The following is a 21,512-nucleotide window of genomic DNA, read 5'->3' on the forward strand; positions in this document are numbered from 1 at the left end:
CGGCACACCAACCGGGGGAGGCCGCGGAACGACGCCGCGGTGAACGCCGGTCGGGGACTCGCCCGTGCCGGAAACCTCACACCCGGTGGTCGCCGACGAGGGGCGCTGCCTATTGTTCGCAGCATGAGTGGTCTCGAGGAGCCCGAGGAGCTCGCGCCCGAGCAGGGCTCGCTCCGCCTGGCCTCGCCGGACGACACGGCGACGGTGGCCGACTGGGAGAGGGCGAGCGCAGCGGTGCTGCGCAGGGCCCGCCGGCTGCGCGAGGACGAGCCGGACAGCCTGGTGTGGGAACGGCTCGCGCGCACCACCCTCGACGGCATCGTGGTGCCGCCGATCGGTCAGCCCGCCGACCTGGAGGGCCGGACCACGTCGGGCCGCCCGACCCGCGCCGGTGCCTGGGACGTGCGCACGCAGCTCGAGGTGACCGACGCCAGGGCGGCCAACGAGGCCGCCCTGGTCGACCTCGAGAACGGCGCCACCTCGCTCATGCTCCACCTCGACGGCCACGAGCCGCCCCACTGGGTCACGCTGCTCGACGGCGTGCTCCTCGACCTGGCCCCGGTGACCCTGGACCGTCCCACGACCGAGCAGTCCGAGTCCTTCCTGGGCTTCCTGGAGCAGCACGACGGCTCCGTCCACCCCGCCACCAGCCCGGGCTTCGACCCGGCGACGCTGGAGATGCTGCCCAGCCCTGTGCGTGACGACGGTCGCGGCTCGCAGGACGTCCTCCTGCCGCTCGTGCGCCGAGCGGTGCGACTCGGCGTCCGCGCCCTCGTCGTCGACGGCACCGCCCTGCACGACCAAGGCGCGAGCGACGGGCAGGAGCTCGGGTGGACGATGGCCGTGGGCATCTCCTACCTCCGGGTCCTGGTCGAGGCGGGCCTCTCCGTCGGCGAGGCCGCCCGGCTGCTCGAGTTCCGCTACGCCGTCACCGACGAGCAGCTCCCGGCCATCGCCAAGCTCCGCGCGGCCCGGCGCCTTTGGGCCCGCGTGCTCGAGGCGTCCGGCGGCGACGACGTGCCGCAGGCCCAGCACGCCGTCACCAGCCGGCCGATGACGTCCAGGCACGACCCGTGGGTCAACATGCTCCGCACCACCGTCGCCGCCTTCGCCGCCGGCGTGGGCGGCGCGGACGCGGTCACCGTCGTCCCGTTCGACGAGCGGTTGGGCGTCCCGGACGCCTTCGGCCGCCGGATCGCCCGCAACACCTCCTCGCTGCTGATCGAGGAGTCGCACCTGGCCGTGGTCGCGGACCCGGCCGGCGGCTCCTACGCCGTGGAGCGGCTCACCGACGACCTCGCGGTCGCCGGCTGGGCCGAGCTCGGCCGGATCGAGGCCGACGGCGGTGCGGAGTCGGACGAGGCCCGCCAGATGATGAAGCAGCGGGTCCGGGCGGTCGCCGCCACCCGGGACGTGCAGGTCGCCCACCGCACGCGGCCGATCACCGGGCTCTCGGAGTTCCCCCACCTCGGCGAGACCCTGCCCGAGCGGTCCGGCACGGTGTCCCGGTACGCCCGCGCCTACGGCTGGGCCTACGAGGACCTGCGCGCGCGGCCCGCGAGCGCGCCGGTCCTCCTGGCCACGATGGGCACGGTGGCCCAGCACACCGCGCGCGCCACCTTCGCCAGCAACCTGCTCGCAGCGGGCGGCGTGGCCGTCGAGCCGGCCGGCCCGACCGGCGGGGTGGAGGACGTGGTGGCGGCGTACGACGGGCAGGCGGTGGTCTGCCTGGCCGGCAACGACAGGGCGTACGCCGAGTGGGGCGCCGACCTGGTCGCCGCGCTGCGAGAGGCCGGCGCGTCGTACGTCGTCCTGGCGGGCAGGCCGGGGGAGAGCGGGCTCACCGACGACACGGTCGACGACTGGGCCGCGGTCGGCGTGGACGCCCTCGCCTTCCTCACCCGGGTCCGGGAGGCACTCGGATGACGATCCCGGCCAGCTTCGCCGATGTCGCGCTCGGGTCGGAGCGGCGCGAGCACACCCCCGCGCCCGAGGGAGAGGGCTGGCTGAGCCCCGAGGGCATCGACATCCTCCCGGTCTACGGCCCCGAGCACCTCGAGGGCCTCGACGCGCTCGACACCTGGCCCGGGCTCAGCCCGTTCCTGCGCGGGCCCTACCCGACGATGTACACCACCCAGCCGTGGACGGTGCGCCAGTACGCCGGCTTCTCGACCGCGGAGGAGTCCAACGCGTTCTACCGGCGCAACCTCGCGGCCGGCCAGAAGGGCCTCAGCGTCGCCTTCGACCTCGCGACGCACCGCGGCTACGACTCCGACCACCCGCGCGTGCGGGGCGACGTCGGGATGGCCGGCGTGGCGATCGACTCGATCTACGACACCCGGATGCTCTTCGACGGCATCCCGCTCGACGAGATGTCGGTGTCGATGACGATGAACGGCGCGGTGCTGCCGGTGATGGCGCTCTACATCGCCGCGGCCGAGGAGCAGGGGGTGAGGCCGGAGCAGCTCATGGGGACCATCCAGAACGACATCCTCAAGGAGTTCATGGTCCGCAACACCTACATCTACCCGCCGCTGCCCAGCATGCGGATCATCAGCGACATCTTCTCCTACACCGCCGGGAGGATGCCGCGCTTCAACTCCATCTCGATCTCCGGCTACCACATCCAGGAGGCCGGGGCGACGGCCGACCTCGAGCTCGCCTACACGCTCGCGGACGGGGTGGAGTACCTCCGCGCCGGCCTCGACGCGGGCCTGGACGTCGACCACTTCGCGCCGCGGCTGAGCTTCTTCTGGGCCATCGGCATGAACTTCTTCATGGAGGTCGCCAAGATGCGCGCGGCCCGGGCGCTGTGGGCCCGGCTGGTGCGCCAGTTCGACCCGCGGAACCCGAAGTCGCTGAGCCTGCGCACGCACTCGCAGACCAGCGGCTGGTCGCTCACCGCCCAGGACGTCTTCAACAACGTCCAGCGCACCTGCATCGAGGCGATGGCCGCGACCCAGGGCCACACCCAGAGCCTGCACACCAACGCCCTCGACGAGGCGATCGCGCTGCCGACCGACTTCAGCGCCCGCATCGCCCGCAACACCCAGCTGCTGCTCCAGCAGGAGAGCGGCACCACCGAGGTGATCGACCCGTGGGCGGGCAGCTACTACGTCGAGCGGCTCACCCACGACCTTGCCGAGCGGGCGTGGGCGCACATCGTGGAGGCCGAGGCGGCCGGCGGCATGGCGAAGGCCATCGAGCAGGGCATCCCCAAGATGCGCATCGAGGAGGCCGCGGCCCGCACCCAGGCCCGCATCGACGCCGGCAGCCAGGCCGTCATCGGCGTCAACACCTACCGGCTCGCGGCCGAGGACAGGCTCGACGTGCTGCGCGTCGACAACGACGACGTCTACCGCCAGCAGGTCGCCAAGCTCGAGCGCCTGCGTGCCGAGCGCGACGACGACGCCGTACGCCACGCCCTCGAGGCGCTGACCGGCTCGGCCGAGCGCGGGGCGAGCGGCGGGCTGGAGGGCAATCTGCTGGCGCTCGCGGTCGACGCCGCCCGGGCCAAGGCCACGGTCGGGGAGATCTCCGACGCCCTCGAGAAGGTCTACGGCCGGCACCGGGCGACCATCCGTACGATCAGCGGCGTGTACCGCGAGGAGTCCCGCTCGGGCCAGGGCAGCGCGCGGGTGCAGCAGGTCCTCGACGCCACCGCCCGCTTCGAGGAGGAGGAGGGCCGGCGCCCCCGCATCCTGGTCGCCAAGATGGGCCAGGACGGCCACGACCGCGGCCAGAAGGTCGTCGTCACCGCGTTCGCCGACCTCGGCTTCGACGTCGACGTGGGGCCGCTGTTCTCCACCCCCGAGGAGGTCGCCCAGCAGGCGATCGACGCGGACGTGCACATCGTCGGCGTCTCGAGCCTCGCCGCGGGCCACCTGGCGCTGCTGCCGGCGCTCAAGCAGGCGCTCGCCGACCAGGGCCGCGACGACATCATGGTCGTCATCGGCGGCGTCATCCCGCCCGACGACGTGCCGGTGCTCGAGGAGATGGGAGCGGCGGCGGTGTTCCTGCCCGGCACCGTCATCGCCGACTCGGCGCTCGACCTGCTCGCGAAGCTGTCTGCCCACGAGTGATGGCGCGCGCCCAGGTCGATCCCGCCGAGCTCGCGGCCGGTGTGCTGGCGCGCGACCGGGCGGCGATCTCCCGGGCCATCACGCTGGTCGAGTCGTCGAGGGCCGAGCACCGTGCCCGGGCCCGTGAGCTGCTGGCCGGGCTGACGCCGGCGGCCCCGGAGCAGCCGGCCGTCCGGGTGGGCGTCTCGGGGGTGCCCGGGGTCGGCAAGTCGACGTTCATCGAGTGCCTCGGCACGCACCTGACGGAGCAGGGCCACCGCGTCGGCGTGCTGGCCGTCGACCCGTCCAGCGTCCGCACCGGGGGGTCGGTGCTGGGTGACAAGACCCGGATGGCCCGGCTCGCGGTCGACGCCCGGGCCTTCATCCGGGCCTCGCCGAGCGCCGGCACGCTCGGCGGAGTCGCCCGGGCGACCGCGCAGGCCATGGCGGTGCTCGAGGCGGCGGCGTACGACGTGGTGCTGGTGGAGACCGTCGGCGTCGGCCAGTCCGAGGTGACCGTGGCCGGCATGGTCGACACCTTCCTCTTCCTCACCCTGGCGCGCACCGGCGACCAGCTGCAGGGCATCAAGAAGGGCATCCTCGAGATCGCCGACGTGATCGCCGTCAACAAGGCCGACGACGACGGTGGGTCGGACCGGGCGGGGGAGGCCCGCTCCGCCGCGCGCGAGCTGGCCGGGGCGCTGCGGCTGGTGCACGGCAGGGGGGAGTGGGCGCCGCCGGTGGCGACCTGCTCCGGGCTGACCGGGACCGGTGTCGACGACGTGTGGTCGCGGGTCCTGGCCCACCGCGACCACCTCGGTGCCGAGGGGCTGGCGGGCAAGCGGGCGCGGCAGCAGCTCGACTTCACTTGGGCGCTGGTGCGCGACGAGCTCGACCAGCGGCTGCGCCGCTCCCCGGGGGTCGCCCGGGTGCGCGAGGAGGTGCGCGCCGCGGTCCTCTCGGGCGAGCTGGCCGCCCCCGCCGCCGCCGACCGCATCCTCGCGGCGTACGACGAGGGGTAGGGGCCTCCCCGGCGCGTCGCCCGGAGCGGGATGAGCGGTCCCCGGGGGCCCGGAGTTCGTGCGTCGTCTGTGGCGGATAGGGAGGAGGGCATAGCCTAGGAGGCAATGTCCGTCCCATCCCACCATCCCCGCGACGCCGCCGGCGTCATCGCCGAGCTCGTCGACAAGCACTGCGACCAGCTGGTCGAGCTGCGCCGCGACCTGCACGCGCACCCCGAGCTCTCCTGGTCCGAGGACCGCACCACCGCCCAGGTGGTCGCCCACCTCGAGGGCACGGGCTGGGAGGTCCGCACGCTCGACGGGGGCGGGGTGATCGCCGACCTGGGCACCGACGGCGACGTCGTGGCGCTGCGCGCCGACCTCGACGCGCTGCCCGTCGACGACCTGACCACCGACCCCTGGTGCAGCACGGTGCCCGGTGTCGCCCACGCCTGCGGGCACGACGTGCACACCGCCGCGCTGGTGGGGGCCGGCCTGGCTCTCTCCGAGGTCGCCGCGCGGGGGCTGCTCCCCGGGCGCGTGCGCCTGCTGTTCCAGCCCGCCGAGGAGGTCATGCCCGGTGGCGCGCTGCGCGTGATGGAGGCCGGTGGCCTGGCCGAGGTGGAGCAGATCTTCGGGCTGCACTGCGACCCCACCCTCGACGTCGGGCAGGTCGGCCTGCGCGTGGGTCCGCTCACCGGCGCCGCCGACGCGCTCGCCGTGCGCCTGTCCGGCAAGGGCGGCCACACCTCGCGCCCGCACCTGACCGAGGACCTCACCTTCGCCCTGGGCAAGGTGATCACCGAGCTGCCCGCCATCCTCTCGCGCCGCCTCGACCCGCGCGCCGGGGTCAGCGTCGTGTGGGGCCGGGTCCGCGCCGGCTCGGCGCACAACGTCATCCCCGGCACCGGCGAGGTCGCGGGCACGGTCCGGATGCTCGACGCGGTCGCCTGGGCCGATGCGGAGCACATCATCCGCACCCTCGTCGGCAACATCATCGCGCCGTACGGCGTGACCGCCGACATCACCTACCAGCGCGGCGTGCCCCCGGTGGTGAACGGTCCGCACTCCACGCAGGTGCTCGCCGCCGCCGTCGAGAGCGTCCTGGGCCAGCACGGGCACGTCTCGACCACCCAGAGCCTGGGCGGGGAGGACTTCGGCTGGTACCTCGACCGGGTGCCCGGCGCGATGGGGCGCCTCGGCACGCGCACCCCCGGGGGGCCGACGTTCGACCTCCATCAGGGCAACCTGAGGATCGATGAGGGCGCCACCGTGATCGGCGCGCAGGTGCTCGCCGAGGCGGCCGTGACCGCCCTGAGCGCCTGAGGTCCGGGGGATCGGCCGGGCGCCGCGCCATACTGGGCCGACTCGCCCCATGTCGGGCCGGGGCCGCGCACAGAGGGGGAGGCACCATGACGAGAGCGACCTGGAGCAGCACCGTCGTCGCCGCCGTCGCGACGCTCACCCTCGCCGCCTGCGGTGCGGACCCCGCACCCGAGGCCACGGACGACCAGAGCCCGACCTCCCCCGCCAGCAGCAGCGCCGTCCCGGCCCAGAGCATCGAGTTCAAGGCGTGCCTGGCGGGGGACGCCGGGGGCGAGGACGGGCCGCTCAACCGGGCCGCCCTGGCCGGGCTGCTCGCGGCCCAGACCAACCTCGGCGTCGAGGTCGGGCAGCTGGTGTCCACCTCCGACGCCGTCCACCTCGACAACCTCAACGCCCTGGTCAGCCAGGGCTGCAACTCGGTGACCGCGGTGGGCTCCACCATGGTGGGGGCCACCGAGAAGGCAGCCAGGACCAACCCGGAGGTCGACTTCTCCGTCGTCGACGCCGACGTCGGCGCAGCCAGGGACAACCTCAAGGGGCTGACGTTCGCCGCAGCCGAGCCCGCCTTCCTCGCGGGCTACCTCGCAGCCGCGGAGTCCGAGTCGGGCGTCGTGGGCACGATGGGCGGGGCCGAGGTCGCGTCGGTCATGGCCGTCATGGAGGGGTTCCGCCAGGGGGTGGAGCGGTTCAACGAGGACAACGGCGCCGCGGTGGAGCTCCTCGGCTGGGACGGCGCGAACGGCTCCTTCCTCGTCGACGTCGACGACGCGGCCGTGGGCGCTGCGATCGCCGAGGACCTGCTCGAGCGGGACGCCGACGTGGTCATGCCCGTGGCGGGCCCGACCCGGGAGGCCGGGCTCGGGGCGCTGCAGGCCGTCGAGGACGCCGGCGCCCGGGCGATCTGGGTCGACACCGACGGCTGTGAGTCGGTGGCCGACCACTGCGACATCCTGCTGACGTCGGTCCTCAAGAACATGGACGTCGCCGTCGAGGAGGCCGTGGGCTCCTCGGTCGACGAGTCGTTCTCCTCCGAGCCGTACGTCGGCACCCTCGCCAACGACGGGGTGGGCCTCGCGCCCTTCCACGAGGCCGACGCCGACGTCTCCGAGGCGGTGAAGGAGCGGCTCGAGGAGCTGCGGGAGCAGATCGTCGACGGCTCCCTCACGGTCGGCTGAGGCGCTACTCCTTCTGGTACGGCACGCCGTCCGCCGCGGGGGGACGGGACCGTCCGACCAGTCCGGCGACCGCGAAGATCGTGATGACGTAGGGCAGCATCAGCATGAACTGGCTGGGCACCGGCGAGCCGAGCACCGCGAGCACCCCCTGCAGGTTGGAGGCGAAGCCGAAGAGCAGCGCGGCCATCGTCGCCCGGATGGGGTCCCACTTGCCGAAGATCACGGCGGCCAGCGCGATGTAGCCCGCGCCGCCGGTCATCTCACGGTTGAACTGCGGCACCGACACCAAGGTGTAGAAGGCGCCGCCCATGCCGGCGATGGCGCCGGCCAGCAGGATGGTGCGGTAGCGGGTCCGGTTGACCTTGATGCCCACGGTGTCTGCGGCCTTGGGGTGCTCGCCGACGGCGCGGACGCGCAGGCCCCACCGGGTGCGGTAGAGCGCGTAGCTCACCAGCGCGACCGCGATGTAGAGCAGGTAGACGACCGCGGTCTGCCGGAAGAAGACGGGGCCGACCAGCGGGATGTCGCCGAGCACCGGGATCGGGATGCGGGGGAAGCGCGGCGGGGTGTTGAGGCTCGCGGCGTTGGGCGCCAGCACCTGGCTGAACAGGAAGCTGGTGAGTCCGATGACGAGCACGTTCAGGACCACACCCACGATCACCTGGTCGACGAAGTAGGTGATCGCGAACAGGCCGAGCACCACCGCCACCAGGGCGCCCGCCACCATCGCGGCGACCAGCCCGGCCCAGGGCGACCCGGTCAGCGATCCGACCAGGGCGGCGGCGAAGGCGCCGAGGAGGAGCTGGCCGTCGATGGCGATGTTGACGACACCGGCGCGCTCGCCCAGGACGCCCCCGAGGGCGCCGAAGACCAGGGGCACGGCCAGCGCGATGGAGCCGGCCAGCAGGCCGACCACCGGCACGGTCTCGCCGGCGGCCGCCCAGGTCAGGAAGCCGGCCATCCAGGCGACGGCGAAGGCGACCAGGACCCAGGCGGCGGTGCGGCGGCGACCGGCGTAGCGGCGTACGGACTCCGCGGTCAGCAGCGCGCAGGCCACGGCGAGGGCCCAGGCGCCGCCCATGGACGGCACGGTGAGCTCGGGCAGGGTGGCGAAGTCGGTCCTGGCGGCGAGGCGGAAGGTGGTCTCGCCGGACTGGCCCTCGAGCAGGAGGATCAGGACCAGGGCCAGGGTCAGGACGCCGAAGATGATCGGGGTCTTGCGGCTGACGACCGGCACGGTGTCGATGGTCGGGCCGGCGGTCGGCACGGGAGCGGGGGACAGGCCGGTGGTGCTCACTTCGCCTCCTTGGCGGGGAGCCGGAAGATCGCGCGGACCAGGGGCGGTGCCGCGATGAAGAGGACGATGAGCGACTGGACGACCAGGACGATGTCGACCGGGATGCCCTCCGAGGCCTGCATGGCGAAGCCTCCGGCCTTGAAGGCGCCGAAGAGCAGGCCGGCCCCCAGGATGCCCAGTGGACGGGACCGGCCGAGCAGGGCGACGGTGATCGCGTCGAAGCCGATGCCGGCGTCGAGGTCGACGGTGACGCCGCTGGTCACCGTGCCGAGCACCTGGTTGGCGCCGGCCAGGCCCACGAGGGCGCCGGCGATCAGCATCACCACGACGTAGGTGCGGCCCACGTCGATGCCGGACGCGCGGGCGGCGCTGGGGTTCTCGCCGACGGCACGGATCCGGTAGCCGAGCGTGGAGCGGCTGAGCAGCCACCACACGACCGCGACGGCGACCAGCGCGAGCACGAAGCCCAGGTGGAGGTTGAACCGCTCGCCCAGGATCCGCGGCAGGATCGCCGTCTCCTGGGCGGGCGCCGACTTCGGGTTGCCCGAGCCCGGAGCCTGCAGCAGTCCTTGGCGCGACAGCATGAAGAAGACCAGGTAGAAGCCGACGTAGTTGAGCATGATCGTGACGATCACCTCGTGCGCGCCGGTGCGCGCCTTGAGCACTCCGGCGATGCCCGCCCAGAGCGCGCCGGCGAGCATGCCGGCCAGGACCGCCAGCGGCAGGTGCAGCGCCGTGGGCAGGCCGAGGTTGGCGGCCACCCAGCCGGCGGCGGCGCCGGCCAGCAGCATCTGGCCGCGACCACCGATGTTGAAGAGGCCGGCGCGGAATGCCAGGCCGACACCGAGGCCGGCCGCGATCAGCGGTCCGGCGAACTTCAGCGTCTCGGTCAGGGGACGGATGCGGGTGGCGAAGTCGTCGACCCGGTCGTTGTAGACCGAGCCGCGGAGCAGGGCCGTGTAGGCCCCCCAGATGGCGTCCCAGGTCGCGCCGAGGAAGTCGCTCGGGCGAGCGAAGACGTACGACGCGGTCTCGCGCACCCGCTCGTCGGTCACCGCGATCATCAGCGAGCCGACCGCGACGGCCAGCACCACGGCCAGCACGCCGGCCAGGGCGTTGCCGGAGGCGATCTCGCGCAGCACGGAGTGAGACCTGCTGGGCCCCTCGGGCTCGGGCGGACGCGGCCTCTCGGCCACCGTCCCGGGAGTCTCGCCGGTGCCACTCACGCGACCACGTCCTTCGGTCGCTCGCCGGTCATCATCAGTCCGAGGGTCTCACGCGGGGTGGCGCCCGGCACGATGCCGACCACCTGCCCGCGGTAGAGCACCATGATGCGGTCGGCCAGGGCGACGACCTCGTCCAGCTCGGTGGAGACGACCAGCACGGGGATGCCGCTGTCGCGGGTGGCGATCACCTGCTTGTGGATGAACTCGATGGATCCCACGTCGACCCCGCGCGTCGGCTGGGCCGCGACCAGCAGGCGCAGATCGCGTGAGAGCTCACGCGCGACGACGACCTTCTGCTGGTTGCCGCCCGACAGCTTGCTGGCGCGGGTGTGGATGTCGGGGGCGCGGACGTCGTACTCCTCCAGCTTCCTCTCCGCGAACTCCTCCAGCGCGTCCACCCGCAGCGAGCCGCCGCGCACGAAGGGCGAGCGGAAGCTGCGGTTGAGCATGAGGTTCTCGGCGATGGAGAAGCCGCCGACGAGCCCGTCGGCCTGGCGGTCCTCGGGGATGAAGCCGACGCCTGCGTCGAGGACCTGCCGCACGGACCGGCCGACGAGCTGCCTGCCGTCGAGCGTCACCGAGCCCTCGACGTGCTCCTGCAGCCCGAGGATGGCCTCGGTGAGCTCGGTCTGGCCGTTGCCCTGGACGCCGGCGACGCACAGCACCTCGCCGGCGCGGATGGTGAAGCTGATGCCGTCGAGGTGGACGTGACCGAGGGCGTCGCGGACGTGGAGGTCCTTCACGACCAGCGCGTCGTCGCCCAGCCGGGGCTCGTCCTTGTGGACGACCAGCTCGACCGGCCGTCCGACCATGAGCGAGGCGAGCTCGGCGTTGCTGGCGGTCGGCTCGGCCTCGCCGACCACCTTGCCGAGGCGGATCACCGTGATCCTGTCGGCCACCTCGCGGACCTCGCGGAGCTTGTGGGTGATGAAGACGATCGCCTTTCCGGCCTCCTTGAGCTGGCGCATGATCTCCATCAGCTCGTCGGTCTCCTGCGGGGTCAGGACCGCGGTCGGCTCGTCGAAGACCAGCACCTGTGCGTCGCGTGAGAGGGCCTTGATGATCTCGACCCGCTGCTGGACGCCGACGGGGAGCTCCTCCACGAGGGCGTCGGGGTCGACGTGGAAGCCGAACCGCTCGGAGATCTCACGCACGCGCCCCCGGGCCGCGTCGAGGTCCAGGGTGCCCGCGAAGCCGGTGGACTCGTTGCCGAGCATGACGTTCTCGGCGACGGTGAAGACCGGGATGAGCATGAAGTGCTGGTGGACCATGCCGATGCCGGCGGCCATGGCGTCGCCGGGCCCGAGGAAGTGCTGCACCTCGCCGTCCAGCACGATCTCACCCTCGTCGGCCTGGTAGAGGCCGTACAGGACGTTCATCAGTGTGGACTTGCCGGCGCCGTTCTCGCCCAGCAGGCAGTGCACCTCACCGGGCGACACCTCGAGCGAGATCGAGTCGTTGGCGACCAACGAGCCGAAGCGCTTGGTGATGTTGCGGAGGACGAGCTTCATGGGACCGCATCCTATTCACGCGGAAGTCAGGCGGACGTGCCACGGGGAGGTCGACCTTGCGGTCGACCTCCCCGTGATGGAGCTGAGCCGTGCTACCTCACTGGTCGAGGTAGGACGTCACCTCGATCGAGCCGTCGATGATGCCGGCTCTGACCTCGTCGAGCTCGGCGACCAGCGACTCGGAGACCTTGCTCTCGAAGTTGTGGAACGGCGCGATGCCGACCCCGTCGTTCTCGAGCGTGCCGACGTAGGTCTCGGTGTCGAACTCGTCGTTGCCCGCAGCCATGACCGCCTCGTACGTCGAGACCTTCATGCCCTTGAGGATCGAGGTCATGACCACGTCCTGGGTGTTGGGGTCGGTCTCGAAGAAGTCGGCGTCCACGCCGATCAGTGCGACGTCCTCACCGGAGTCGGCGATGGCCGTCAGTGCGCCCTGGTAGATCGGGCCGCCCACGGGCAGGACCACGTCGGCGCCCTGGTCGATGATGCGACGCGCGGTGCTGGTGGCCGCCTCGTTGGCCTCGAAGCCTCCGGTGAAGGAGCCCTTCTCGCCGCCCTCGAAGCCGATGACCTCGACGTCCTTGCCCTTCGTCTCGGCGTAGTACTCAGCGCCCTGCCTGAAGCCGTCCATGAAGATCGTCACGGTCGGGAACGGCTGGCCGCCGTAGGTCCCGACGGTGCCGGTCTTGGTGTAGTCGGCGGCTGCGTAGCCGGCGAGGAACGCCGCCTGGGCGGTGTTGTAGAGCAGCGGCTTGATGTTGTCCGCGTCCTTCTCGCCGTCGAAGTCGTTGTCGGCCGCGTCGTCGATGAGGATGTACTCGATGTCGGGGTTGGCCGTGGCCGACTCGACCGTCGCCGCGGACAGCGCGAAGCCGACCGTCACGATCGCGTCGCAGCCCTCGGCCACCAGGCTCTCCAGGTTGGGGCCGTAGTCGTTCTCGCTGTTGGACTCGACGTCGATGAGCTCCACGCCCAGCTCGTCGGCCGCCTGCGTGGCGCCCTCGAAGCCCAGCTGGTTGAAGGACTTGTCGTCGAAACCACCGGCGTCGGAGACGATGCAGGGCTGGAAGTCGCTCGCCGCCTCGCTCGCGCCTCCGCCTCCACCTCCGCTGCTCTCCTCCTCGGGTGCGTCCCCGCACGCGGCCAGCGTCGTGGTCGCCAGCAGCGCCAGCAGGCCGCCTGCGACGACCCTCCTCGTGTTCCTCACAATGCCTCCAGAATCGAATGGCCCCGGGGTGGGGCGCACATCGGGAGAATGATGCCTTCCGCCGGCCGGACGTGGATAGTGCAGCGCCGATCCGTCATCCGTCTGTGACCTGCGTGAGGCGGTGGTCCATAGTGGGCCACGATGAACTGGACACAGCTGCGTGCCGAGGCCGTCTCCGCGATGCGCCACGCCTACGCGCCCTACTCCCGCTTCCCGGTCGGCGCCGCGGCGCTGGTCGACGACGGCCGGGTCGTCGTGGGCTGCAACGTCGAGAACGCGTCGTACGGCGTGACGCTGTGTGCCGAGTGCGGGCTGGTCTCCCAGCTGCACGCCAGCGGCGGCGGACGGCTGACCCACTTCGTGTGCGTGAACGGCGCGGAAGAGGTGATCATGCCGTGCGGCCGCTGCCGGCAGCTCCTCTGGGAGCACGGGGGCGCGGACCTGCTCCTCGAGACACCCCACGGGATCCGCACCATGGCCGAGGTGCTGCCCATGGCCTTCGGGCCCGACGACCTGAAGGACGTGACCTGAATGGCTGCCCACGACGCCGTCGAGGTGATCAGCGCCAAGCGCGACCGGGCCGAGCTCACCGACAGCCAGATCGACTGGGTGATCGACGCCTACACCCGCGGCGACGTCGCCGACGAGCAGATGTCGTCCCTGGCGATGGCCATCCTGCTCAACGGCATGAACCGCCGCGAGATCGCGCGCTGGACCGACGCGATGATCGCCTCGGGCGAGCGGATGGACTTCTCGGGGCTCTCGCGCCCGACCGCCGACAAGCACTCCACCGGGGGCGTCGGCGACAAGATCACCCTGCCGCTGGCGCCGCTGGTCGCCGCCTGCGGGGTGGCCGTGCCGCAGCTCTCGGGCCGCGGGCTCGGCCACACGGGCGGCACCCTGGACAAGCTGGAGTCGGTCCCGGGGTGGCGCGCGGTGCTCTCGAACGAGGAGATGGTCGCCCAGCTCGAGTCGGTGGGCGCGGTCATCTGCGCGGCGGGCGAGGGACTGGCCCCGGCCGACAAGAAGCTCTACGCGCTGCGCGACGTGACCGGCACGGTCGAGGCGATCCCGCTCATCGCCTCCTCGATCATGTCGAAGAAGATCGCCGAGGGCACCGGCGCGCTGGTGCTCGACGTCAAGGTGGGCACGGGCGCCTTCATGAAGGACCTCGACCGCGCCCGCGAGCTGGCCGAGACCATGGTCGAGCTCGGCAAGGGTGCCGGGGTGCGCACCGTCGCCCTGCTCACGGACATGTCGACCCCGCTCGGGCGCACCGCCGGCAACGCGATCGAGGTCGCCGAGTCGATGGAGGTGCTCGCCGGCGGCGGGCCGGCCGACGTCGTCGAGCTGACCGTGGCCCTGGCCGCCGAGATGCTGGCCGGAGCGGGCGTCACCGACGTCGACCCCGCCGAGGTGCTGGCGTCGGGGCGGGCGATGGACACGTGGAAGGCGATGATCCGCGCGCAGGACGGCGACCCCGACGCCGAGCTGCCCGGCGCGCGGGAGTCCCACACCGTCACGGCGACCTCGTCCGGCACCCTGACCCGGCTCGACGCGATGGCCGTCGGCCTCTCCGCCTGGCGCCTCGGCGCCGGGCGGGCACGCAAGGAGGACCCCGTGCAGGCGGGTGCCGGCGTCGTGTGGCACGCCCGCCCGGGCGACCCGGTGCGCGAGGGCGACACCCTCTTCACGCTGCTGACCGACGAGCCGGAGCGGTTCGACCGTGCCCTGGCCTCCCTGGAGGGCGGGTACGACATCGAGGCCGACGCGACGTTCGAGCCGACGCCGCTGATCCACGACCGGATCGGCTGAGGCCCCTCAGGTCCAGTACAGCACCCGACAGCGGGGGAGCCGCTGCGCCAGCTGGTCCTCGAACCACCCGCGGAGCTCGAGCATGACCTCGCGGGGGTAGACGTGCTTGCTCGTGCCGAACTTCCCGCGCTTGACCGCCCGACGCTCCTCGTCCATCTCCAGCGTCGTGCGGGGGTACCACCCGAGCAGCACCTCCTTGCTGCCGGCGGTGAACCGGTGGGTGATGAGCTCGGCGGTGAGGTCGAGGTCGGGCACGTCCTCGACCGCTCGGGCGACGAGGTCGAGCAGGTGGCCGTAGTGCTCCGGCCACCCCTCCAGCGGCATGATCGGGGCGATGGTGAGGCCCACGGGGTAGCCGGCCATCGCCACCTTCCGCACCGCGGCCACCCGGTCCTCCAGGGAGCTGGTGCCGCCCTCCCAGCGCCGGGTGACGGGGAGGCAGTTGACGCTGAAGCGCACGCGGGTACGACGCGCGTGCTGCAGAGGCAGGAATCTGTCGACGTCGTCGTACTTGGTGGTCCAGCGCAGCTGCACCGGGGCCTCCCACGCGCCGAAGTGCTCGACCGCGCGCTGCCAGCTCCCGGTGAGGTGGTCGAGTGCGAGCGGGTCGCTGTAGCAGGACGCCTCGAACGTCGTGCCCTCCTCGACCCGGGCCGCGGACCGGCTCGTCACCGTGCCCTCGCCGACGTAGCGAGCGAGGTTGGCCAGGATGTCGTCGAGGTCGGCGTAGACCCGGGTCACCGGCGGTCCCGACAGCGACCCGGCCAGGTAGCAGTACTGGCAGTGAGCGGGGCAGCCCTCGGCGAGGTCGACGCGCCAGTCGGCGCTGGGGGCGATGGGCTGGAGCTTCCGCCTGCTCGGCGGGCTCACGACCACGGCGAGGGTGGACTTGGCCCGGGCGTAGGTCTGCCGGTCCGTGTCGCCGCGGACCCCGGTCAGCCGGTTGCCCCGCAGCCGCTCCACCTCGATGCCGAGCGCCTCGACTCGCGCCACGATCCGGGCGCCGTGCGGCTCGTCGAGGGCGGCGGGGGTGATCACCACGCGCTGGGGGGTCCACCGGCGCGCGGACGTGGGGCGCGGCGCCACGGCGGAGAGGTCCTGCTCCTCGGTGGGCTCGCCGCTGGCGCTGTGGGGCAGGGAGTGGTCGTCAGGGCTCAGCGGCACCTGCAGGTCCACGTCCTGGTCGCCAGTCATGCGTCCTCGCTCCTCGTCGGCTCCTCCCCGGTGCCCCAGGACCTCCACGCCCAGACACCGACCTGCGCCCGGCCGCCCCTGGTGCGCCTCCGGGCGCCGCCGCTAGCCTCTCGGGGATGAGCAGGATCTTCACCACGAGCGTCTCCTCGGTCTACCCGCACTACGTGACGAAGGTGGAGAAGAAGGGCCGCACCCGTGCCGAGCTGCACCAGGTGATCGAGTGGCTGACCGGCTTCGACGAGCCGGCGCTGGCCCGTCACCTGGAGGCCGGGACGACGTTCGAGGAGTTCTTCGCCGAGGCACGCCTCAACCCGGCGGCAGGGCGCATCACGGGGGTCATCTGCGGCATCCGGGTCGAGGACGTCGAGGACCCGCTGATGCAGAGGATCCGCTACCTCGACAAGCTGGTCGACGAGGTGTCGCGGGGCAAGGCGATGGAGAAGGTGCTGCGGCAGTAGCCGACCGACCGAGGACCTGGGTGCATGAGCAGGCATTCGGTGGACACCGATGGGGACACATCGGCGACGAGCGACAGGTGGGACGACATGTCTGAGCCCGACGGACACGTGGGACGCGAGGCCACCGGTCGTGGGGACCGCACGGCGGCTGGGGGCGCGAGCGGCCTGGGCGCCGACGAGTCCAGGACGACGATCCCCAGGCCTGCCGACGAGGAGCTCGTCGCCCGGGTCGACGACGAGGACGTCGTGGGCGCGAGGCGCTCGCGGTTCGACGTCCTCGCCACGATCGCCGGTGCCCTGGCTGCCTTGGGCACCCTCCTGCTGCTCTCCAGCCTGTTGAGCGCCGCGGTGGGCACGATCGGCTACCAGACGGGGGTGGAGGATCGCGACCTCTCCGTCGGCGGCCTCATCGGTGGGTTGGTCGTCCTCCTCGTCGCGTGCCTCGTCGGCGGCTGGGTCGCCGGACGCGTGGCGCGACACCGGGGGGCGCTGCACGGCCTGGTCTCGCCGCTGTGGCTGGTGCTGCTGGCCGGCGTCCTGGCCCTGCTGGCGGCCGTTTTCGGGGACGACCTCGACGTCACCGAGCAGGTCGGCCTGCCCGGCTGGTTCTCGCGCGACGCCCTGACCGTCACCGCCATCGTCACCGGCGTCGTGGCCCTTGCCCTGATGCTTCTCGGCGGCTGGCTCGGTGGATGGCTGGCCGAGCGCCAGCGCGACAAGCAGTCGGTGGCCGTCGTCGAGACCCGGCGGGCAGTGCGCGAGCGGCCCGGCGGCATCGTGCGCGGACGGAGCGGTCGATGACCGGGGCGCACAGCGACGACCTGTCGGGCGACGCAGGCACCGACGCGACGACTGCAGAGCCGGGCGTCGAGACCGTCCGCCACGAGGAGCGCTTGAACGTCGGCACGGCGGTTGAGGAGAGCGGCCGCGTCCACGTCCGCAAGCACGTCGAGAGCCACCCGGTCGAGTACTCCGTGCCGCGCGACGTCGAGCACGTCGACACTGACGAGCGCATCCCGGCCGAGGAGGGCGACTCCGGCGAGGTGGAGGTACTCGACGACGGGTCGGTCTCCATCCCGGTGTTCGAGGAGGTGCTGATCGTCACCAAGCGGCTCGTCGTCCGTGAGCGCGTGATCGTGCGCAAGCGCACGGTCGTCGACGAGTACAAGCTGCGGACGGAGCTGCGACGTGAGGAGGTGACGGTGGACGTCGATGACTCGGTCCACCTCGCCGACGATGGCACCACCGACGACGGCGGCCACGGCAGCGCCCGTGACGTGACTGACGACGACGGCACCGACAGTCGCTGAGCAGGACCGGAGCTGCATGTGATGGTCTGCTCCGGTATCAGCTGAGAGTCGGCAGGAGCGACCTCAGGCCGTGCGCGCCAGGCCCGCCAGGTGCTCGTCGGTGCACGCGTTGCGCAGGCGCTTGAGGATGCTCGCGAGCGACCGGGAGACCTGCATCTGCGTGGTCCCGCACTCCTCGCTGATCCGCTGCTGGGTCCAGTCCTCGACGAACCGCAGGTGCAGGATGCGCCGCTCCTCGGGGGAGAGCCGGCGGAGCAGGGGCTCGAGGACCGCGCGCGTCTCGGCGGCCTCGAGGTCCTGCCGCGTCTCGACCACGGTGTCGCCCAGGCGGAGGTCGTCGGCGCTCTCGACCGGCTGGTCCAGGGACGGGGGCTGGAAGCACCCGAAGGCCGCGACCGCCTCGGCGTACTCGCCGTAGCCGATCTCCAGGTCCTCGAGGACCTCGCTCTGCGTGGGCTCCCTGCCCAGGTCGATCGCGAGCCGGCCCATCGTGGCATTGATGCGTGCCTGCAGCTCCTGGATGCGGCGGGGCGGCCGGACCGTCCAGCTCGCGTCCCGGAAGTGCCGCTGCACCTCCCCCCGGATGGTCGGCACGGCGTAGGTCAGGAAGTCCTTGCCGTGCTGCGGGTCGAACCCGCGCACGGCCTTCACCAGTCCCTGCGACGCCACCTGCTCAAGGTCGTCGTCGTCCACCCCACGGCCCCGGTAGCGCGCGGCGATCGCCCGGGCGACGCGGAGGTTCAGGTGGACGACCTCCTCGAACACCTCGTCCGCGACGACGGGATCGGTCTCGGTGCCGAGCCGCTGGAGCAGCTCGCGCGTGCGCTCGGACCGCTCATCGCGGCTCAGTCTCTCGTAGCCACGAGGGGTCAGCGACCTGGTCATCAACATCGACATCATCTCCACGACGTGAAGGGGACTCGTGCCGGCTGCCTGACCCGAGGACTCGAGGCTAGGACAAAAATCGGCAAAGGTAAACACGGTGCAGAGGTTTACTTCAACAACCTGTTGAAGTGTGGTGGTCCAGTGGTGTTTGCGTCGCCTCGCCGACTCCTCCACAGTGAGGCAGCATGACGAGCGTCCCCCTGACCCCCGGCCGGCCCGACCGCACCCGACTGCCGCTCGACGTCGACACCGCGGCGCGGCCCATCGGCCCCGTCACGGCGGTCCAGGGAGCGCCGAACGTGGTGGTCGTTCTCGTCGACGACATGGGCTTCGGCGCGTCCACGGCGTACGGCGGCCCGTGCGAGATGCCGACGGCGCAGCGGCTGGCGGGCGAGGGGCTGCGGTACAGCCGGTTCCACGTCACCGCCCTGTGCTCGCCGACCCGGCAGGCGCTGATGACCGGGCGCAACCACCACTCCGTCGCGATGGGGGTGACCTCGGAGATGTCCACCCCCGAGCCCGGCTACCACGGCTACCGCCCGGCCAGCGCCGCGACCATCGCCCAGGTCCTGGGCGGCAACGGCTACTGCACGGCGGCGTTCGGGAAGTGGCACCAGACCCCGCCGGTGGAGGTCAGCCCGGCCGGGCCGTTCACCCGCTGGCCGATGGGGGAGGGGTTCGACTTCTTCTACGGCTTCATGGGCGCGGAGATGAACCACTGGTACCCGCAGCTCTACCAGGGCCGGCATCCCGTGGAGCCCGACCGGCTGCCGGAGGACGGCTACCACCTGTCCGAGGACCTCCTCGACCATGCCATCGACTGGGTGGAGAGTCAGCGGGCGATCACCCCCGACCGCCCGTTCTTCACCTACCTCGCGCTCGGCGCCACGCACGCGCCGTTCCACGTCGCGCCCGAGTGGCGCGAGAAGTACGCCGGCCGCTTCGACGACGGCTGGGACGCCCAGCGGGAGCGGACCCTGGCGCGGCAGAAGGAGCTGGGGATCGTGCCCGAGTCGGCCGAGCTGGCCCCGTGGGCGGAGGGCGTGCCGCGCTGGGAGGACCTCGACGAGACCGAGCGGCGGGTGGCGGCACGGTTCATGGAGACCTACGCCGGGTTCGCGGAGCACGCCGACGTGCAGGTGGGCCGGTTCGTCGACGCGCTGGAGGAGCTCGGTGTCCTGGACGACACGCTGTTCCTCTACCTCCTCGGCGACAACGGGGCCTCCGGCGAGGGCGGGCCGCGCGGGACCTTCCGCGAGCACCTCGTCGGCCACGGCTTCCAGGACGACACCGCCGACATGGCGGCCCGCCTGGACGAGCTCGGCTCCGCCACGACCTACCCGATCTACCCCGTGGGGTGGGCGCTGGCGATGAACACGCCGTACCCCTGGACCAAGCAGGTGGCCTCGCACCTCGGCGGCGTCCGCGACGGGATGATCGTGCGCTGGGGGAACGGCATCGCCGGACGGGGCGAGGTCCGGCACCAGTGGCACCACGTCATCGACGTGCTCCCCACCATCCTGGAGGCCACCGGGCTGCCCGAGCCGGTCACCGTCGGCGGCGTGGCGCAGCAGCCCATCGAGGGCACCAGCATGCTCTACACCTTCGCGGACGCCGCGGCGCCGGACCGCCGGACGACGCAGTACTTCGAGATGGTGGGCAACCGCGGGATCTACCAGGACGGCTGGGCGGCGGTCACCCGCCACGGCACGCCCTGGGAGATGGTCGATGCCGGCGACCGGCCGTTCGAGCGGGACGTCTGGGAGCTCTACGACCTGGAGTCCGACTGGAGCCAGGCGCGCGACGTGGCCGCGCAGCACCCCGAGCGGCTGCGCGCCCTCCAGGAGGTCTTCCTCCGGGAGGCGGAGAGGCACCAGGTGCTGCCGCTCGACGACCGCGTCACCGAGCGCGAGAACCCGGAGGTCGCGGGCCGGCTCGACCTCCACCACGGCCGGTCCACCCTCACCTTCGGCCCGCGGGTCGGCCGGCTCTCGGAGGAGGCGGCCCCCAACGTCAAGAACCGCTCGCACCTCGTCACCGCCGACCTCGAGGTGCAGACCGGCACGAGCGGCGTGGTCGCCGCCCAGGGCGGCCGGTTCGGGGGGTGGTCGCTGTACGTCGTGGGCGGCGTGCCGCACTACGCCTACAACTTCGCCGGCCGCGACCTGACCACGGTCCGGGCGACCGAGCCGATGGAGCCGGGGCGTCACGACCTCGTGGTGCGCTTCGCCTACGACGGCGGGCCGCCGGGCGGCGGCGCCGAGGTCACCCTGGAGGTGGACGGCACCGCGGTGGCGTCGGGCCACGTCCCGGTCACCACGGCCTACTACTTCTCCTTCGACGAGACGTTCAACGTCGGCGTGGACCGCGGCACGCCCGTCACCGACGACTACCGCCCGGTGCGCAACCGGTTCGAGGGGTTGATCCACCGGGTGCGGTTCGACCTGGCCGACGTCGTCGAGTCTCGCGGGGTCGAGGGACGCGACCGGGCCGTCATGGTCCACCAGTGACCGGCCGGCGCCCGCGCCGCCCCGTCACCCCTCGCGACGCACCGGCCGCGACGTCCTGCCCCGGGACGTGTCCGCGAGGGCGATGCGGGTGCCGCCGGCGTCACGCACGCCGTTGCGGACGGTGACCTCGACGAGCCCGTCGTCGAACTCCGCACTGATCTGGTCGGCGTCCGTGCCCTCGGGGAGGGTGATCGCCCGGCGGAAGGCGCCGTAGAAGCGCTCGCGCACGAGGAACTCGGCGGAGTCGTCGGAGGGGCCCGGCCGACGGGTCCCGGAGACGGTCAGCATGCCGTGGCCGAAGCCGAGGTCCACGTCCTCGGGCTCGACGCCGGCCAGCTCGATCCGGATCACCAGGTCGTCGCCGCGCGCCAGGATGTCGATGGTCGGCACCCAGGCGGAGGCGTGCGTGCGCGCCGAGGGCTCGGCGCCGCGCTCGGCGCCCCCGTGCACGCCGACGGAGCGGATGCGCGCCAGCTCGCTGAAGAAGTCGGTGACGCCCTCGAAGGGGTTGCGGTGGTCGGTCACGAGTGTCTCCC

The 21,512-nt window shown here is 72.5% G+C and carries 18 protein-coding genes; 11 read left to right on the forward strand and 7 right to left on the reverse strand.

All coding sequences use genetic code 11. The features are described 5' to 3' along the window. Window positions 1-123 precede the first annotated feature (123 nt). The 5 genes from QZX64_RS09585 to QZX64_RS09605 all read left to right on the forward strand — a co-directional run bounded on the left by QZX64_RS09585 (window position 124) and on the right by QZX64_RS09605 (window position 7,563). The gene (locus QZX64_RS09585; protein ID WP_295658754.1) at window positions 124-1,926 is read left to right on the forward strand and encodes a methylmalonyl-CoA mutase family protein; all 1,803 of its coding nucleotides are present in this window, start codon (window positions 124-126) and stop codon (window positions 1,924-1,926) included. After that, window positions 1,923-4,082: a methylmalonyl-CoA mutase gene (scpA, locus tag QZX64_RS09590; protein WP_295658757.1), complete on the forward strand. Its 2,160-nt coding sequence runs from the start codon at window positions 1,923-1,925 to the stop codon at window positions 4,080-4,082. The genes QZX64_RS09585 and scpA overlap by 4 nt, the downstream gene beginning before the upstream one ends. Continuing rightward, window positions 4,082-5,083: a methylmalonyl Co-A mutase-associated GTPase MeaB gene (gene meaB, locus QZX64_RS09595; RefSeq protein ID WP_295658761.1), complete on the forward strand. Its 1,002-nt coding sequence runs from the start codon at window positions 4,082-4,084 to the stop codon at window positions 5,081-5,083. Before scpA ends, meaB begins: the two co-directional genes overlap by 1 nt. A 105-nt stretch (window positions 5,084-5,188) precedes the next feature. Continuing rightward, window positions 5,189-6,388 carry an amidohydrolase gene (locus tag QZX64_RS09600; protein WP_295658764.1) on the forward strand — a complete coding sequence of 400 codons (1,200 nt, stop codon included), beginning with the start codon at window positions 5,189-5,191 and terminating at the stop codon, window positions 6,386-6,388. An 86-nt stretch (window positions 6,389-6,474) separates the two neighbouring features. Further along, window positions 6,475-7,563: a BMP family protein gene (locus tag QZX64_RS09605; RefSeq protein WP_295658774.1), complete on the forward strand. Its 1,089-nt coding sequence runs from the start codon at window positions 6,475-6,477 to the stop codon at window positions 7,561-7,563. A gap of 4 nt (window positions 7,564-7,567) precedes the next feature. On the opposite strand, the gene QZX64_RS09610 is transcribed toward QZX64_RS09605, so the two are convergent. From QZX64_RS09610 to QZX64_RS09625, 4 genes are all read right to left on the reverse strand, one after another. Beyond that, window positions 7,568-8,860, reverse strand: coding sequence for an ABC transporter permease (locus QZX64_RS09610; protein ID WP_295658781.1), 1,293 nt, complete (start codon window positions 8,858-8,860; stop codon window positions 7,568-7,570). Continuing rightward, the gene (locus QZX64_RS09615; protein WP_295658783.1) at window positions 8,857-10,086 is read right to left on the reverse strand and encodes an ABC transporter permease; all 1,230 of its coding nucleotides are present in this window, start codon (window positions 10,084-10,086) and stop codon (window positions 8,857-8,859) included. The genes QZX64_RS09610 and QZX64_RS09615 overlap by 4 nt, the downstream gene beginning before the upstream one ends. Then, the gene (locus QZX64_RS09620; RefSeq protein WP_295658785.1) at window positions 10,083-11,597 is read right to left on the reverse strand and encodes an ABC transporter ATP-binding protein; all 1,515 of its coding nucleotides are present in this window, start codon (window positions 11,595-11,597) and stop codon (window positions 10,083-10,085) included. The genes QZX64_RS09615 and QZX64_RS09620 overlap by 4 nt, the downstream gene beginning before the upstream one ends. A gap of 97 nt (window positions 11,598-11,694) precedes the next feature. Next, window positions 11,695-12,804, reverse strand: a complete 1,110-nt coding sequence (locus QZX64_RS09625; protein ID WP_295658787.1) for a BMP family protein — start codon at window positions 12,802-12,804, stop codon at window positions 11,695-11,697. A 141-nt stretch (window positions 12,805-12,945) separates the two neighbouring features. Here QZX64_RS09625 and QZX64_RS09630 point away from each other — a divergent pair, with 141 nt between their 5' ends. Next, window positions 12,946-13,335 carry a cytidine deaminase gene (locus QZX64_RS09630; RefSeq protein ID WP_295658790.1) on the forward strand — a complete coding sequence of 130 codons (390 nt, stop codon included), beginning with the start codon at window positions 12,946-12,948 and terminating at the stop codon, window positions 13,333-13,335. Then, window positions 13,336-14,619: a thymidine phosphorylase gene (locus tag QZX64_RS09635; protein WP_295658792.1), complete on the forward strand. Its 1,284-nt coding sequence runs from the start codon at window positions 13,336-13,338 to the stop codon at window positions 14,617-14,619. Between the two features lie 6 nt (window positions 14,620-14,625). Here QZX64_RS09635 and QZX64_RS09640 read toward each other — a convergent pair whose 3' ends face one another. Beyond that, window positions 14,626-15,813: a radical SAM protein gene (locus QZX64_RS09640; RefSeq protein ID WP_295658794.1), complete on the reverse strand. Its 1,188-nt coding sequence runs from the start codon at window positions 15,811-15,813 to the stop codon at window positions 14,626-14,628. A 116-nt stretch (window positions 15,814-15,929) separates the two neighbouring features. Here QZX64_RS09640 and QZX64_RS09645 point away from each other — a divergent pair, with 116 nt between their 5' ends. From QZX64_RS09645 to QZX64_RS09655, 3 genes are all read left to right on the forward strand, one after another. Next, window positions 15,930-16,271 (forward strand): DUF2200 domain-containing protein, encoded by a 342-nt coding sequence (locus tag QZX64_RS09645; RefSeq protein ID WP_295658797.1) that lies wholly within the window; start codon window positions 15,930-15,932, stop codon window positions 16,269-16,271. A gap of 87 nt (window positions 16,272-16,358) precedes the next feature. Further along, window positions 16,359-17,072 (forward strand): hypothetical protein, encoded by a 714-nt coding sequence (locus QZX64_RS09650; protein ID WP_295658800.1) that lies wholly within the window; start codon window positions 16,359-16,361, stop codon window positions 17,070-17,072. After that, window positions 17,069-17,581 carry a YsnF/AvaK domain-containing protein gene (locus QZX64_RS09655; protein ID WP_295658802.1) on the forward strand — a complete coding sequence of 171 codons (513 nt, stop codon included), beginning with the start codon at window positions 17,069-17,071 and terminating at the stop codon, window positions 17,579-17,581. Before QZX64_RS09650 ends, QZX64_RS09655 begins: the two co-directional genes overlap by 4 nt. Window positions 17,582-17,644: 63 nt before the next feature. Here QZX64_RS09655 and QZX64_RS09660 read toward each other — a convergent pair whose 3' ends face one another. After that, a complete protein-coding gene (locus QZX64_RS09660; RefSeq protein WP_295658804.1) occupies window positions 17,645-18,466 on the reverse strand; it encodes a sigma-70 family RNA polymerase sigma factor in 822 nt (273 codons plus the stop codon). Between the two features lie 185 nt (window positions 18,467-18,651). Between QZX64_RS09660 and QZX64_RS09665 the strand changes: the two genes are divergently transcribed. After that, window positions 18,652-20,976, forward strand: coding sequence for an arylsulfatase (locus tag QZX64_RS09665; protein ID WP_295658806.1), 2,325 nt, complete (start codon window positions 18,652-18,654; stop codon window positions 20,974-20,976). Between the two features lie 24 nt (window positions 20,977-21,000). Here the strand turns inward: QZX64_RS09665 and QZX64_RS09670 are convergent, their stop codons facing one another. After that, window positions 21,001-21,501: an Hsp20/alpha crystallin family protein gene (locus tag QZX64_RS09670; protein ID WP_295658808.1), complete on the reverse strand. Its 501-nt coding sequence runs from the start codon at window positions 21,499-21,501 to the stop codon at window positions 21,001-21,003. Window positions 21,502-21,512 lie beyond the last annotated feature (11 nt).

It is taken from the genome of uncultured Nocardioides sp. (assembly GCF_902805925.1).
Lineage (GTDB): Bacteria > Actinomycetota > Actinomycetes > Propionibacteriales > Nocardioidaceae > Nocardioides.